The sequence below is a fragment of the Roseovarius sp. CAU 1744 genome (genome assembly GCF_039839345.1).
In the GTDB taxonomy this organism is placed as follows: domain Bacteria; phylum Pseudomonadota; class Alphaproteobacteria; order Rhodobacterales; family Rhodobacteraceae; genus Roseovarius.
Genome location: NZ_JBDOQV010000011.1, coordinates 53587 through 67078 on the forward strand (window position 1 = coordinate 53587; position 13492 = coordinate 67078).

Annotated in this window: 14 protein-coding genes and 1 riboswitch; of the genes, 11 read left to right on the forward strand and 3 right to left on the reverse strand. The window is 64.6% G+C overall.

The window, feature by feature from the left end:
* The gene (cobI, locus tag AAFO92_RS19980; RefSeq protein ID WP_347538223.1) at nucleotides 1-717 is read left to right on the forward strand and encodes a precorrin-2 C(20)-methyltransferase; all 717 of its coding nucleotides are present in this window, start codon (nucleotides 1-3) and stop codon (nucleotides 715-717) included.
* Nucleotides 714-1451 carry a precorrin-3B C(17)-methyltransferase gene (gene cobJ, locus AAFO92_RS19985; RefSeq protein ID WP_347538225.1) on the forward strand — a complete coding sequence of 246 codons (738 nt, stop codon included), beginning with the start codon at nucleotides 714-716 and terminating at the stop codon, nucleotides 1449-1451. Before cobI ends, cobJ begins: the two co-directional genes overlap by 4 nt.
* On the opposite strand, the gene AAFO92_RS19990 is transcribed toward cobJ, so the two are convergent.
* Nucleotides 1427-2176, reverse strand: coding sequence for a cobalt-precorrin-6A reductase (locus AAFO92_RS19990; protein WP_347538227.1), 750 nt, complete (start codon nucleotides 2174-2176; stop codon nucleotides 1427-1429). The genes cobJ and AAFO92_RS19990 overlap by 25 nt on opposite strands.
* On the opposite strand from AAFO92_RS19990, the gene cbiE reads away from it, so the two are divergent.
* From cbiE to cobF, 7 genes are all read left to right on the forward strand, one after another.
* Nucleotides 2175-3362, forward strand: coding sequence for a precorrin-6y C5,15-methyltransferase (decarboxylating) subunit CbiE (gene cbiE / locus AAFO92_RS19995; protein ID WP_347538229.1), 1188 nt, complete (start codon nucleotides 2175-2177; stop codon nucleotides 3360-3362). The genes AAFO92_RS19990 and cbiE overlap by 2 nt on opposite strands.
* The gene (locus AAFO92_RS20000) at nucleotides 3359-3727 is read left to right on the forward strand and encodes a cobalamin biosynthesis protein (RefSeq protein WP_347538469.1); all 369 of its coding nucleotides are present in this window, start codon (nucleotides 3359-3361) and stop codon (nucleotides 3725-3727) included. The genes cbiE and AAFO92_RS20000 overlap by 4 nt, the downstream gene beginning before the upstream one ends.
* Nucleotides 3724-4509 (forward strand): precorrin-4 C(11)-methyltransferase, encoded by a 786-nt coding sequence (cobM, locus tag AAFO92_RS20005; RefSeq protein ID WP_347538231.1) that lies wholly within the window; start codon nucleotides 3724-3726, stop codon nucleotides 4507-4509. The genes AAFO92_RS20000 and cobM overlap by 4 nt, the downstream gene beginning before the upstream one ends.
* Nucleotides 4506-5819 carry a cobyrinate a,c-diamide synthase gene (locus AAFO92_RS20010; protein ID WP_347538233.1) on the forward strand — a complete coding sequence of 438 codons (1314 nt, stop codon included), beginning with the start codon at nucleotides 4506-4508 and terminating at the stop codon, nucleotides 5817-5819. Before cobM ends, AAFO92_RS20010 begins: the two co-directional genes overlap by 4 nt.
* Nucleotides 5816-6541 carry a uroporphyrinogen-III C-methyltransferase gene (gene cobA / locus AAFO92_RS20015; protein WP_347538235.1) on the forward strand — a complete coding sequence of 242 codons (726 nt, stop codon included), beginning with the start codon at nucleotides 5816-5818 and terminating at the stop codon, nucleotides 6539-6541. Before AAFO92_RS20010 ends, cobA begins: the two co-directional genes overlap by 4 nt.
* An 18-nt stretch (nucleotides 6542-6559) precedes the next feature.
* A riboswitch (cobalamin riboswitch) is annotated at nucleotides 6560-6773 on the forward strand.
* A 72-nt stretch (nucleotides 6774-6845) separates the two neighbouring features.
* A complete protein-coding gene (locus tag AAFO92_RS20020; protein WP_347538237.1) occupies nucleotides 6846-7523 on the forward strand; it encodes an energy-coupling factor ABC transporter permease in 678 nt (225 codons plus the stop codon).
* A gap of 63 nt (nucleotides 7524-7586) precedes the next feature.
* Entirely contained in the window at nucleotides 7587-8345 is a 759-nt protein-coding gene (cobF, locus tag AAFO92_RS20025; protein ID WP_347538239.1) for a precorrin-6A synthase (deacetylating), read from the forward strand.
* 15 nt (nucleotides 8346-8360) lie between these two features.
* Here cobF and AAFO92_RS20030 read toward each other — a convergent pair whose 3' ends face one another.
* Both AAFO92_RS20030 and AAFO92_RS20035 read right to left on the reverse strand, forming a co-directional pair.
* Nucleotides 8361-10427, reverse strand: coding sequence for an EAL domain-containing protein (locus AAFO92_RS20030; RefSeq protein WP_347538241.1), 2067 nt, complete (start codon nucleotides 10425-10427; stop codon nucleotides 8361-8363).
* Nucleotides 10428-10454: 27 nt separating this feature from the next.
* Nucleotides 10455-11087 (reverse strand): glutathione S-transferase family protein, encoded by a 633-nt coding sequence (locus AAFO92_RS20035; protein ID WP_347538243.1) that lies wholly within the window; start codon nucleotides 11085-11087, stop codon nucleotides 10455-10457.
* Between the two features lie 412 nt (nucleotides 11088-11499).
* Between AAFO92_RS20035 and AAFO92_RS20040 the strand changes: the two genes are divergently transcribed.
* Nucleotides 11500-13224 (forward strand): adenosylcobalamin-dependent ribonucleoside-diphosphate reductase, encoded by a 1725-nt coding sequence (locus AAFO92_RS20040; protein ID WP_347538245.1) that lies wholly within the window; start codon nucleotides 11500-11502, stop codon nucleotides 13222-13224.
* Nucleotides 13221-13478, forward strand: coding sequence for a DUF1653 domain-containing protein (locus AAFO92_RS20045; protein WP_347538247.1), 258 nt, complete (start codon nucleotides 13221-13223; stop codon nucleotides 13476-13478). The genes AAFO92_RS20040 and AAFO92_RS20045 overlap by 4 nt, the downstream gene beginning before the upstream one ends.
* Nucleotides 13479-13492: the final 14 nt, after the last annotated feature.

Below are 13492 nucleotides of genomic sequence, written 5' to 3' on the forward strand. Positions count from 1 at the left end.
ATGGGCAAGGTCATCTGCGTCGGGCTGGGCCCCGGAGATCCCGATCTGATGAGCGTCCGCGCCCATCGGCTGATCTCGGCTGCGCGCCATGTCGCATTCTTCCGCAAGAAGGGCCTGTGCGGACAAGCCCGCAAGATCGTCGAGGGGCTTCTGGCCGGGGATGTGGCGGAGCACCCGATGGAATATCCCGTTACCACGGAAATCCCGCTGGATGACCCGGAATACAACCGCGTTCTGGCCGAGTTCTACGAGGGTTGGGCGGAACAGCTGGCCGAATTGAGCCGGACGGATGATGTGATCGTGCTGTGCGAGGGCGATCCGTTCTTCTTTGGCTCTTTCATGCACCTGCACAGCCGTCTTCGGGGCAAGGCGATGGTCGAGGTCGTGCCGGGGATCACCGGGATGTCGGGCTGCTGGACGGCGACCGATGTGCCGATCACCTGGGGCGATGACGTGTTGACCGTCGCGATGGCGACATTGTCCGAGGAAGAGCTGACCGCGCGGGCGGCCAATACCGACGCGCTGGTGGTGATGAAAATCGGCCGCAATATCGGCAAGCTGCGCCGCGCGCTGACCGCCGCGGGCAGGCTGGAGGATGCCTGGCTGGTCGAACGCGGCACGATGCCGGACCAGACCGTGCAGCGGCTGGTCGATGCGCCGGACGATGTCCCCTATTTCTCGATCGCCCTGGTGCACGGGAACGGGCGGCGGCCATGAGCGGTTGGGTGGTCATAGCCGGGCTTGGGCCGGGCGACGACGCGCTGGTCACGCCCGAGGTCAGCGCCGCGCTGGAGGCGGCCACCGATGTGGTGGGCTACATCCCCTATGTGCGCCGCGTTGCCCCGCGCCCCGGCCTGACCCTGCACGAGACCGACAACCGGGTCGAGGTCGAGCGTGCGACCCATGCGCTGGAAATGGCCGCAGGGGGCAAGCGCGTGGTGGTCGTGTCCTCGGGCGATCCGGGCGTTTTCGCGATGGCCAGCGCCGTGTTCGAGGCGCTGGAGGCGGGCCCCGACGCGTGGCTGTCGCTGGACATCCGCGTTTTGCCCGGGATCACCGCCATGCTGGCCGCCGCCGCCCGGCTGGGCGCGCCATTGGGCCATGATTTCTGCGCCATCAACCTGTCGGACAACCTGAAGCCCTGGTCGCTGATCGAACATCGTCTGCGGCTGGCCGCGCAGGCCGGGTTTGCGATGGCCTTCTACAATCCGCGCTCGGCCTCACGCCCGCATCAGTTCGCCGAGGCGCTGGCCATCCTGCGCGCGGAATGCGGCCCGGAGCGGCTGATCTCTTTCGCGCGGAACGTTTCGAAGGAGGGCGAGGAAATGACCACCGTCACCCTGTCCGAGGCGACACCTGAGATGGCGGATATGCGCACCGTCGTGATCCTGGGCAATGCCGATACGCGCCGGGTCGGGCGGCATGTCTACACCCCAAGGCGGGCGGAATGATCCAGCCAGTGCAGGATATCCCCGAGCCGCGCACAGGTCTTGCGCGCGGGCACCTTGGGGCGGTCGATCATGACCACCGGCAGGCCAAGCGCGCGGGCGGCATCAAGCTTTGCCCGTGCGCCGGTGCCGCCGGAGTTCTTGGCCACGATGATGTCGATGCGATGCTTGCGCATCAGCGCCCGGTCCTCGTCCGCCTCAAACGGGCCCCGCGCGATCACCACCTCCACATCGGCGAAGGGCAGCGGCGCTTTGGGCGGATCGACCAGGCGCACCAGGTAGTGGTGCTGGGCCTTGCCGGCAAAGGCGCCGAGATTCTGCTTGCCGATCGCCAGGAACACCCGCCTTGCCCCGTCGGGCAGCGCGTCGGCGGCGCCCTCGATATCCGGCACATGCTGCCATCTGTCACCCTCCGCGGCCTGCCACGGCGCACGTTCGAACGCGGCCAGCGGGATATCGGCCTGTGCGCAGGCGTGAACCGCGTTGGTGCTCATCTGCGCGGCGAAGGGGTGCGTGGCGTCGATCACCGCAGTGACCTTCTCGTGGCGCAAATAGGCCGCAAGCCCGTCCGCGCCGCCAAACCCGCCGATCCGCGTGGGCAGCGGCTGCGTCACCGGCGACAAGGTACGCCCGGCATAGGAAAACACCGCCTCATCACCGCGTTCGGCCAGGGCGCGTGCCAGGCGCGACGCTTCGCTGGTGCCGCCCAGAACAAGGATGCGTGGCATGGCTGACCCCTGGTTGACCATCATCGGTATCGGCGAAGATGGACCGGCGGGCCTGTCGGATGCAAGCCGCGAGGCACTATCGGAGGCCGAAATCATCTTTGGCGGGCCGCGCCACCTGGAACTGGTCGGCGCGGGAAAGAAAGGCCGCCCCTGGCCGGTGCCGTTTACGGTCGAGCCGGTGCTGGCGCTGGCCGGGCAGAAGGTGGCGGTGCTGGCCTCGGGCGATCCGTTCTGGCATGGCGCCGGGGGCTCTCTGGCCGCGCATCTGCCGCCCGAAAGCTGGCGCGCCCTGCCCGCACCATCGGTATTCTCGCTGGCCGCCGCACGGCTGGGCTGGCGGCTCGAGGACACGGTCTGCATCGGCCTGCACGCCGCGCCATTCGAACAGCTGGTGTCGCTGCTTGCCCCCGGCCAGAACATCCTGTGTACCCTGCGCGACGGTGCCGCCCCCGCGGCGCTGGCCGAATGGCTGGCCAAGGAAGGTTTCGGTGCGTCCGAACTTACGGTGCTGGAGGCACTTGGCGGGCCGCGTGAACAGCTGCGCCAGACAACCGCCGAGGGGTTTGCCGTTACCGGGATCACCGCGCCGGTGGCAATGGCGATCACGCCCCGGGGCGCCGCCGGGCTGCCGCGTGCATCCGGATTGGCGGATGAATTATTCGCGCAGGACGGGCAGATCACCAAACGCCCGATGCGCGCGCTGACCCTGTCGGCGCTGGCCCCGCGCGCCGGCGGGCATTTGTGGGATATCGGGGCCGGGTCGGGCTCGATCTCGGTCGAATGGGCGCTGAGCGCACCGGGGTGCACAGCCACAGCCATCGAACCGCGCGCCGACAGGCTGGCATTCATCCGCGAAAACGCCCGGCGCTTCGGGCTGACCCACCGGATCGACGTGATCGAGGGCCGCGCGCCCGCACAGCTGGCGGCGCTGCCGCGCCCGGATGCCGTTTTCATCGGCGGCGGGGCCGACGAGGATTTGCTGGCGGATCTGTGGCAGAGACTGCCCGCGGGCACGCGGATCACCTCCAATGCCGTGACACTGGAAAGCCAGGCCCTGCTGACCCGCTGGCACCAGGACAAGGGCGGCGACCTGTGGCGCATTGACCTGGCGCAGGCCGAGGCGCTTGGCCGGATGCGCGGATGGAAATCCGCACGCCCGCAACTGCAATGGACCGTGCTGCGATGATCGTGGCGGGGATCGGATATCGCAAGGCCGCCACCCTGGCGGATCTGCGTGAGGCGCTGGCGCTGACCGGCACACGGCCCGACGCGCTTGCCAGCGTGGCGGCGAAAGCAGGCGGCGCGGTGCTGACCGAACTGGCCGCCGAGCTGAACCTGCCGGTCATCGCCGTGACCGAATCCTGCCTCGGCGGCACCAAGACACCCACCCGATCGGCCCGTATCGAGGGCCGTTTCGGCACCGGTTGCCTGTCCGAGGCAGCGGCGCTTCTGGCCGCCGGTGACGGCGCCGGCGCGCGCATCACCGTGACCCGCGTAAAAACCGCAAACGGCATGGCCACGGCGGCCATCGCAGAAAGGATCCCTTCATGACCGTGCATTTCATCGGCGCCGGACCGGGTGCGCCCGATCTGATCACCCTGCGGGGGCGCGACCTGATCGCGGCCTGCCCGGTCTGCCTCTATGCCGGGTCGCTTGTGCCCGAGGCGCTGCTGGCGCATTGCCCGGCGGGTGCGCATATCGTCAACACGGCGCCGCTGTCGCTGGATCAGATCATGGCCGAGATCGAGAAAGCCCATACGGCGGGACATGACGTGGCCCGCCTGCATTCGGGCGATCTGTCGGTCTGGTCGGCGATGGGCGAACAGCTGCGCCGGCTGCGCGCCGCCGATATTCCATATGACGTGACACCCGGCGTGCCGGCCTTTGCCGCGGCCTCCGCCGCGCTCGGGGCCGAACTGACCTTGCCCGGCGTCGCGCAGTCACTGGTGCTGACCCGTACCTCGGGGCGGGCCTCGACCATGCCCGAGGGCGAAACGCTGGAAAATTTCGCCGCCACCGGCGCAACGCTGGCGATCCACCTTTCGGTCCATGTTCTTGACGACGTGGTGGCCCGGCTGACCCCCCATTATGGCGCCGACTGCCCGGTGGCGGTGGTCTGGCGTGCGTCCTGGCCCGACCAACGGATCGTGCGCGCGACCCTGGGCACGCTGATCGAGGCCACTGGCGGCGAGCGCGGCCGCACCGCGCTCATCCTAGTCGGTCACGCCCTCGGGTCCGAGGAATTCGATGAAAGCTGCCTCTATGCGGGTGATTATGACCGGCGGTTCCGCCCGGTCGGCACCGCACCACGTTTCCCGGAGGGCGCCGAATGACCCTTCCCCCCGGCCTGATGATTTCGGCCCCCGCCTCTGGGACCGGCAAGACCACCCTGATGCTGGGGCTGCTACGCGCCTTTGCCAAGCGCGGCGTGACCGTGCAGCCGTTCAAGAGCGGGCCGGATTATATCGACCCGGCCTTTCACCTGGCGGCCTCCGGGCGGCCTTCGTACAACCTGGACAGCTGGTCGATGCCCCGGGGAATGCTGGGCCACCTGATCGGCGCGGCCAAGGGCGCCGATCTCGCACTGGCCGAAGGCTCGATGGGCCTGTTCGACGGTGTCGCCCTGCCGGGTGAGACCGGCAGCGGCGCCAGCGCTGATATCTCTGCGATGACTGGCTGGCCCGTGGTGCTGATCCTCGATGTCTCGGGGCAGGCGCAATCAGCGGCCGCCACCGCGCTTGGCTTTGCCTCAATGCGGCCAGACGTGCCGCTTGCCGGGGTCGTGCTGAACCGCGTCGCCAGCCCACGGCACGAAACCCTGCTGCGGGCGGGAATGGAACAGGTCGGCGTGCCGGTGCTGGGCGCCCTGCCCCGGCGCGGCGCCGTCGAACTGCCCGAACGGCACCTGGGCCTTATCCAGGCCGAGGAACAGCCCCATCTGCAGGCGCTCTTGGACGAGGCCGGCGCGTTCATCGCCGAGAACCTTGATCTTGACGCGCTGCTGGCGGCAGCAGGTGACACGCGGCTGACCAGCGGCGACAGGCATATCGCGCAGCCACCGGGACAGCGCATCGCCCTGGCGCGCGACGCGGCGTTTTCCTTCGTCTATCCGCACCTGCTGGACAGCTGGCGTGCCGAAGGGGCCGAGATCGTGACGTTTTCACCGCTTGCGGACGAGGCGCCGGACGCGCAGGCCGATATCTGCTGGCTGCCCGGCGGGTATCCCGAACTGCACGCCGGCAAACTGGCGGCTGCCGGGAATTTCCGCACCTCGCTTCAGGCCTTTGCCGAAACCCGGCCGGTCCATGGCGAATGTGGTGGCTACATGGCGATGGGGGCGGGACTGGTCGACAAGGACGGCACGCGGCACCAGATGGCAGGCCTATTGGGGCTCGAGACATCCTACGAGAAACGCAAGATGCACCTGGGCTATCGGCAGGCGACGCTGCTGTCACCCATGCTGGGCAATGATACCGGCACCCGTCTGCGTGGTCATGAGTTTCACTATTCGACCATTCTGGCGCAACCCGATACGCCGCTGGCGCAAGTCGCGGATTCAAACGGTGTCGAAGTGCCTGAAACCGGGTCGCGGCGCGGTAACGCCACCGGTACGTTCTTTCACATGATCACGGGCGCGACATGAGCGGGTTCGTCTCTTTCGTCTCGTCCGGTCCGGGTGACCCGGAACTGCTGACCGTCAAGGCGGTCAGGCGGCTGGAGACGGCGGACGTGATCCTGTTCGATGACCTGTCATCGGGCCCGATCCTGTCCCATGCGCGCGAGGATGCGGATTTCATCGGGGTCGGCAAACGTGCCGGGCGCGCCTCGCCCAAGCAGGAACATGTCAGCCGCCTGCTGGTGGATCACGCCAGTACCGGCCTGAAGGTCGTGCGTCTGAAATCCGGTGATGCCGGCGTGTTCGGGCGGCTGGAGGAGGAGATCACCGCCCTGCGCGCGGCCGGCATTCCGTTCGAGATCGTCCCCGGTGTCACCGCCGCCTCTGCCGCCGCCGCGGCCGCGGCGATCCCGCTGACCCGGCGCGTCACCGCGCGGCGGCTGCAATTCGTGACCGGCCATGACGTGACCGGGCAGCTGCCGGAAAATCTCAACATGGCCGCCCTGGCCGACCCCGAAGCGACAACCGTCGTCTACATGGGGCGCCGGACCTTTGCCGCGATGGCGCGGCTTCTGATCGCGCATGGCCTGCCTGCGGACACGCCCGCCCTTTTGGCCGAGGCCGTATCGACGCCTGCACAAAGCCTGAGCCGGCACACGATTGCCGGCCTGTCGGAATCTCTGTCTGAGATGTCGGGAACCACCCCGGCGCTGATTTTATATGGCCCGCTGGCCCAACAGGAGGATTGACAGGGCCGCCCCCCATGTGACACGCAGATTACAGACGGTTCCCCAAGGGATGCCAAGCATCCGGGGTAAAAGGGAACACGGTGCGGTGTAGCCATCAGGCGCCAATTCCGTGACTGCCCCCGCAACTGTGAGCGGCGAGCGACCCGCACTGCCACTGGGCCTATGGCCCGGGAAGGCGCGGCAAGCACCGACCCGCTAAGTCAGGAGACCTGCCGTCACCCCGGGCATCCTGCCCATCAACAGCCCCGATCGGGGCTATAACAAGTTTCAACACCGTCGGGGTAGACGGCTAGGAGATCGAAACATGCATATTGAACCCGGTATCGTTGTCGGCGCCAAGATGGCGCTGTCTTATGCCACCGCCGCTGGTGCGGCCACAGTTGGCGCCAAGCTGGCATGGGACGCCATGCGCGAAAACGGCGCGTTGTCCTTCGCGGGACGCGTCGTGATTGCCACTGTCCTGACCTTCGTGTTCTTCGAGGTGCTGCCGCACTATCCGGTCGGCGTCAGCGAGGTGCACTTCATCCTCGGCTCGACCCTCTTCCTGCTCTTGGGTGCTGCACCGGCAGCCTTCGGTCTGGCCCTGGGCCTGCTGGCGCAGGGGCTGCTTTTCGCGCCGTTCGACCTGCCGCAGTATTTCATCAACGTAACCACGCTGCTGGTGCCGCTCTATGGTGTTCGGATGCTGGCCAAGCGCATCATCGCACCGGGAACCGCCTATGTTGACCTGAAATATGGCCAGGCTCTGGCACTGTCGACCGCCTATCAGGGTGGTGTTGTCGCCTGGGTTGCGTTCTGGGCGCTCTACGGTCAGGGCTTTGGCGCAGAAACGCTGGCGGCCGTGACCACTTTCGGCGCCGCCTACATGTTGGTCATCATCATCGAACCGCTGGCCGATCTGGCCGTGCTGGCCGCCGCCAAGTCGGCCCGTGACCTGACCAAGGGACCGCTCTTCAACCAGCGCCTGCACGGCGCGGGTTAAGAGACCTTCAACCCTGACGCGGCTCCGTTTGTTCGGGGCCGCGTTTTTCTTTGCGAGGTTGACATGATCGCGCTTTCCCTGATCGGTATTGGCACCGGAAACCCACAGCATCTGACGCTTCAGGCGATCGAGGCGCTGAATGCCTGTGACCTGATCCTGATCCCGCGGAAAGGGAAAAAGAAAGACGACCTGGCAGAGGCGCGACGGCAGATCTGCGCACAGGTGTTGCGCGCGGACGGCCCGGAAATCCGCGAATTCGACCTGCCCGTGCGCGACGCCGCAAACCCGGACTATCGCCGCGGCGTCGATGACTGGCATGATGCGATTGCCGACAAGTGGGCCGCGGAAATCAGTGCGGGGCTGCCTGATGGCGGGCGCGTCGGGTTTCTGGTCTGGGGTGACCCGTCGCTCTATGACAGCACAATTCGCATCGCAGATCGCCTCAAGGCGAAGGCCGACTTATCCCTAGAGGTCACGCCGGGCATCACCTCGGTCCAGGCGCTGACCGCCAGCCATGCGATCACCCTGAACGAAATCGGTGCGCCGGTATTGATAACCACCGGCCGCCAGTTGCGCGACAAGGGATGGCCGGAAAGCGCCGACACGGTTGTGGTGATGCTGGACGGAAGCTGCGCCTTCCAGACGCTTGGACCGGCGGGGTTTCACATCTGGTGGTCCGCCTATGCCGGGATGCCGCAGGAAATTTCGATCTCGGGCGCGCTGGAGGATGTGGCAGATGAAATCGTCGCCGCCCGCAGCGCAGCGCAAACCGAAAACGGGTGGATCATGGACGTCTACCTGCTGCGTCGCCAGGCGGACTAGGCGGCCTGTGCGTTCCTAGCTGCCGCTACCGCATTCTGGCATCTGAAGATCCCCGATGACGTCCGCAAGCTGTTCCAGCGGAACCGGTCGTGACAGCAAGAAACCCTGCACCTGATCGCATTCCGTGCCGCGCAGCCAGTTCAGCTGTTCAGGCGTTTCGACGCCTTCGGCCACCACGGTTGCGCCGATCTGTTTGGCCAGCGTCAGGATCAACCCGATGATCGGCCCCGACTTGGGCAGCTGATCGATGAAGGACTGGTCGATCTTCAGGCAGTTCAGCGGGAAACGCGAGATATAGGAAAGGTTGGAATACCCGGTCCCGAAATCGTCGATCGCGATGCGGTATCCCATGCGGGAAATCTTCTCCAGCTTCGTCTCGATCAGATCGTGATCGCCGATCAGGACTGTCTCTGTAATTTCCAGTTCGATCTTGCCATGCGGGAAATCGGGATGCTGGGCAAATCCCGCCAGCGCGGTCATCAGCCCCTTGTCAGCGAATTGCCGTGGCGAAATGTTCAATGACAGGTGCACGTCAAGGCCCGACTGATGCCATGCGATTGCCTGCTTGCAACCCATCTCCAGCACCAGCTGCCCCACTTCTTCGATCAACCCGGTTTCTTCACAGACAGGGATGAATTCACCCGGCAACACAAGGTGTCCGTCGGGATGCTGCCAACGCACCAGCGCCTCGACCGAGACGACCCGACCAGTGACAAGGTCCACACGCGGCTGATAATGCAGCACGAAATCACGGTTCTCGACCGACTTCTGCAATTGCATCTCTATCAGCCCACGTGCCTGCGCCTTGGTGCCCATCTCTTCGTTGAAGATGGCGAAACGGTTGCGCCCGGCCTGTTTCGCGGCGTAAAGCGCCGTATCCGCCTCTTTCATGACGGCAGCGAAATCGGCGGCGCTTGGCAAGAACATGGTCACGCCCATGCTGACGGTCACATTCACCTTGGTGGCGTCATGGGTGACGGGCTGAGAAAAGAGCTCTAGCAGGTTTTCGATCTTGGGGGTGAAATCTTCGCTTGCAGGGACATCCTCGAAAACGATCACGAATTCATCACCGCCCAGGCGTACCAGGGTGTCCTTGCCCCGGATTGCATGACCGGCGCGGCCCGCGATCCGCTGCAGGACGACATCGCCCAGTTCATGGCCCAGCCGGTCATTGATCTGCTTGAAATGGTCCACGTCAAAATAGACCAAGGCGCAGCGGCCGGGTTTCGACTTTTCCAACGCGGCCATATGCCGGAGCAGGTAGGAGCGGTTGTAGCAGCCGGTCAGCTGATCCCGGTCCGCCAGGTACCGCGCCTTGTCGCGCGCGATCTTCAGCTCGCTGACATCGATTGCCGTGACCAACATGGCCGGTTCGCCCGTGACCGCATCCGAACACTGCTTGGCCGATAGGTCGTACCAGCGATGCCCGGCCCCGGATTTCACCTTGGCGACCATGCGGTGTTCGCCGGTGGCCGCGAGTTTGGCAATCAGCTGGTCATAGTCCCCTCGGTTCACGAACTTGTCCGAGATCTTCTGCATCACCTCGGCCGCCGCTTTGCGCGCGGCCGGGTTCATGTACAACGGCGGGCCGTCCATCTCGTAAAGGGTGATCATGACGTCGGTGTGCAACAACGCCTCGGCGCTTCGCAGGTTATCGGGCTGATCGTCGGCCTGGCCAAGCACCTCGCATTGCATCGCCATCCGGCCGTCGGGCAGCCGAAAGCCGCGATAGACCACCATCGCGCTTGTGGGTTTGCCATTGGGATAGAGGGTCCACATTTCGTTGAAGACGGCATCACGTTCCAGAAAGTCAGCCTGGTACTGTCTGAGCCGGCTGGCGACCGTGGGCGACATGTCGCTGGACAGGTCGCGGGCGCACAGCGCTTCCTCGTTGGCGGCATCCCACAGATGGCAGGCGGCACGGTTGGCATAGACGATGCGCGAGTTGTCGATGTCGAAGACCCAGATCGCGGTCTGCAGCCGCCGGGCACCGGCGAATGAATCCGGGGTGGCACCCGAAATTCCGGGTGCCGCATCCTCGAGGGGCACCGAGGTTTCTAGATTGATCCTGTCGCTGCGCATGACGAAATCAGCCCGATCCGGTTAAAGCTAGGCGATCTTGCTTTGCGCTGATCCCAGCTCTGCCAGCGGGCGGAAACCATCGGTTCGGGATACATCGCCGATCCAGCGCTCGATAGCCGGAAAATCCTCCATGCTCAGGCCAGCCTCTTCGAGGACATGCACATATCCGAACACGGCGATGTCGGCGATGGAATACCCGGATTCCAGCATGAACTGCCGATCGGACAAATGTGCATCCAGCCGGAACAAACCCGGTTCCGCAAGCGACCGCCAGTTGGCGATACTGTCTGCCCGTGCCTCTCGCTGGTCTGGCAGGATCGTAGTGAAAAAACGCGCCGGCGAAATATACGGCTCCAGCTTGGATTGTTCGAAGAACATCCATTGCAAGGCTTCCGCACGCTCGGCCCGGTCACGCGGCATCAGATAAGTCCCCTCAGCCAGGTACCACAGCATGGCGTTGCTTTCGCCTATGCCTTGCCCTGCCTCCGTTTCCAGATACGGGACCACGCCCAAAGGATTGATATTCAGGTAAGCCGGCGTCTTCTGTTCGCCGGTCAACACGTTGATCAGCGTCATGTCGAAACTGATCCCAAGCTGCCGCATGGCCAGAAACGGCTTGAAGCAGTTGCCGGAACCCAGGCAGGCGTAGAGTTTGATCACGAGAAATCCTTCCAACTGTTTGACCCATTTCTCGCTATTGGTTTGCCGTTAAGGCCACCTAAATTCCGGCCGCCGCCGAGTTTTGATTGAGACTAAAATTGTTTCGATTTTCCCGGCATCCAGAGAGAATCAGCCCGCCACCGGCCAGTCCCCGGTTTCGCTATTGCGATCCAATTGCAACACGCTGGATTTTTCGGTCGTCGCCACCCCCGCGGAAATGCCGGGAAAGCACCGTAAAAACAGGGCGAACAGCCAATTTCAACCGACCCCTGAACAGCGCCTCATGTTAACCGATTATTAACCGTTTATTAAGCATCGACCCCTATTTTCTTCTTGGTTAACAAAAGGTTAACGGAAAAGAACAGATTGGAAACGTAACTTAATCAAATATGGGAAAGGTAGTTAGGGGGTTATGCTACATCACTCAGACGTCGCCTTTGCGGCAGCGGCATTCGATCAACCGATCGCCGAACATATCTGGCGATCAAAATACCAATACAAGACACAGGGCCGTGACATCGACCACACGGTGAACGACACTTGGCGGCGCGTCGCGGACAGCCTGTCGCGCTGCGAAAGGTCCGAGGCGCAGCAAGCTACCGCCGGCATCTTCTACCGCGCCATGGAAGACTTCAGGCTGATACCGGCCGGGCGTATCCTTTCGGGCGCGGGGACACGGCGCCACGTGTCGCTGTGCAACACTTTCGTCATGCGCGCCATCCCCGATTCGGTTGCCGGTATCATGGACACGATCAAGGAGGCCGCGCTGACGATGCAGATGGGCGGCGGCATCGGGTTCGACTTTTCCACGCTGCGCCCGCAGGGCAACCTGGTGAAGGGTCTTGACTGCCCCGCGGCGGGCCCCCTTGCCGCGATGGATATCTGCGATGCCGTCTGCCGGATGCTCGTTACCGGCATGGGGCGCGGTGCGATGATGGCGACGATGCGCTGCGACCACCCGGATATCGAGGCCTTCGTCGCCGCAAAGAGCGATCCGGCGCGGATGCGGAACTTCAACCTCTCGGTCATGGTGACCGACCTTTTCATGCGTGCCGTCGACGCGGATACCGATTGGGACCTTGTGTGGCAGGGTAGACGCGTCCGCAGCATCAAGGCCCGCGCCTTGTGGCAGGCGATCATGCAGCGCGCCTATGATACCGCAGAACCGGGGGTGCTGTTCATCGACCGGATCAATGCAGCCAACCCGCTTGGATATCTCGAGACGATCTCCGCAACGAATTCCTGTGCCGAACAGCCGCTGCCGCCGAATGGCAATTGCCCACTGGCATCCATCAACCTGGCCCGGCTGGTGAAATCCCCGTTCCGGCCGGATGCCCGAATGGACCGAGATGAGATGCGCCGCCTGGCCGCCGCGGCCGTCCGGTTGCTGGACAATGTCATCGAGACCTCGCGCTTTGCACTGGATGCCCAAAGAGCGGAAGCGACACGTAAGCGGCGCATTGGCGTTGGCGTCACGGGCGTGGCAGATGCCCTGATCATGCTGGGCGTCCGCTATGGCACACCCGAAGCGGCCAAGCTGGTGGGCACGTGGATGCGGACCATACAGAACGCCGCCTATCTTGCCTCGGCCGAACTGGCCGCCGACCGCGGCGCGTTCCCCTCCTACGACGCGCAGCAGCACCAGGCCCGCGCCGGCATTCGGGCGCTGGACGCACCGGTGCGCCGGGCCATCGCGGCGCATGGGCTGCGCAACGGCGTATTGACCACCATTGCGCCGACGGGGACGATTTCGATGTTCGGCGGCAACGTCTCCTCGGGGATCGAGCCGGTATTCGCGACGTCCTTCCGGCGCAAGATCACTCGGCCCGACGGCACCATATCCGAGGAACTGGTCGAAGATTACGCGGCCCTGCTCTTCCGCAAGACTTTCGGAAGGGACGCACCGCTGCCCCATGCTTTCGTCACCGTTCAGGATCTGCGTCCAGAAGAACATGTACGAATGCAGGCCGCCGCCCAGCGATGGGTGGACAGCGGTATCTCGAAGACCGTGAATTGCCCCGAGAACATCCCGTTTGCCGCGTTCGAGGATGTCTATCTTCAGGCGTTTGAAGCCGGGTGCAAGGGCTGTACAACCTACCGGCCGAACGCCATCACCGGATCGGTGCTGTCGTCATGAACGTATCGGCCAAACCTTCACGCCTGTCGCCGGTATTCGAGCTGTTGGCACGACAGTCGAACGCGCAGCGGGCAGTCGACCGATGGGTACCGACACATCGCCACCGCAAGGGCGGGTTTTACCGGGTCGTGGGTCACGGAACGCTGGAATCCGACCGCAGCCCGGTAGTCATCTACGATGATGCCGAAGGGCAGGTCTGGGTGCGCCCGACGCGGGAGTTCGAGGATGGACGTTTCGAACCGGTCAGCCCGTGACGACGCGCGCGTTT

Coding starts and splice junctions, on each gene's coding strand:
- cobI (WP_347538223.1), top strand. CDS start 1: ATGGGCAAGGTCATCTGCGTCGGGCTGGGCCCCGGAGATCCCGATCTG.
- cobJ (WP_347538225.1), top strand. CDS start 714: ATGAGCGGTTGGGTGGTCATAGCCGGGCTTGGGCCGGGCGACGACGCG.
- AAFO92_RS20040 (WP_347538245.1), top strand. CDS start 11,500: ATGCTACATCACTCAGACGTCGCCTTTGCGGCAGCGGCATTCGATCAA.
- cobF (WP_347538239.1), top strand. CDS start 7,587: ATGATCGCGCTTTCCCTGATCGGTATTGGCACCGGAAACCCACAGCAT.
- AAFO92_RS20020 (WP_347538237.1), top strand. CDS start 6,846: ATGCATATTGAACCCGGTATCGTTGTCGGCGCCAAGATGGCGCTGTCT.
- cbiE (WP_347538229.1), top strand. CDS start 2,175: ATGGCTGACCCCTGGTTGACCATCATCGGTATCGGCGAAGATGGACCG.
- cobM (WP_347538231.1), top strand. CDS start 3,724: ATGACCGTGCATTTCATCGGCGCCGGACCGGGTGCGCCCGATCTGATC.
- AAFO92_RS20010 (WP_347538233.1), top strand. CDS start 4,506: ATGACCCTTCCCCCCGGCCTGATGATTTCGGCCCCCGCCTCTGGGACC.
- cobA (WP_347538235.1), top strand. CDS start 5,816: ATGAGCGGGTTCGTCTCTTTCGTCTCGTCCGGTCCGGGTGACCCGGAA.
- AAFO92_RS20000 (WP_347538469.1), top strand. CDS start 3,359: ATGATCGTGGCGGGGATCGGATATCGCAAGGCCGCCACCCTGGCGGAT.
- AAFO92_RS20030 (WP_347538241.1), bottom strand. CDS start 10,427: ATGCGCAGCGACAGGATCAATCTAGAAACCTCGGTGCCCCTCGAGGAT.
- AAFO92_RS19990 (WP_347538227.1), bottom strand. CDS start 2,176: ATGCCACGCATCCTTGTTCTGGGCGGCACCAGCGAAGCGTCGCGCCTG.
- AAFO92_RS20045 (WP_347538247.1), top strand. CDS start 13,221: ATGAACGTATCGGCCAAACCTTCACGCCTGTCGCCGGTATTCGAGCTG.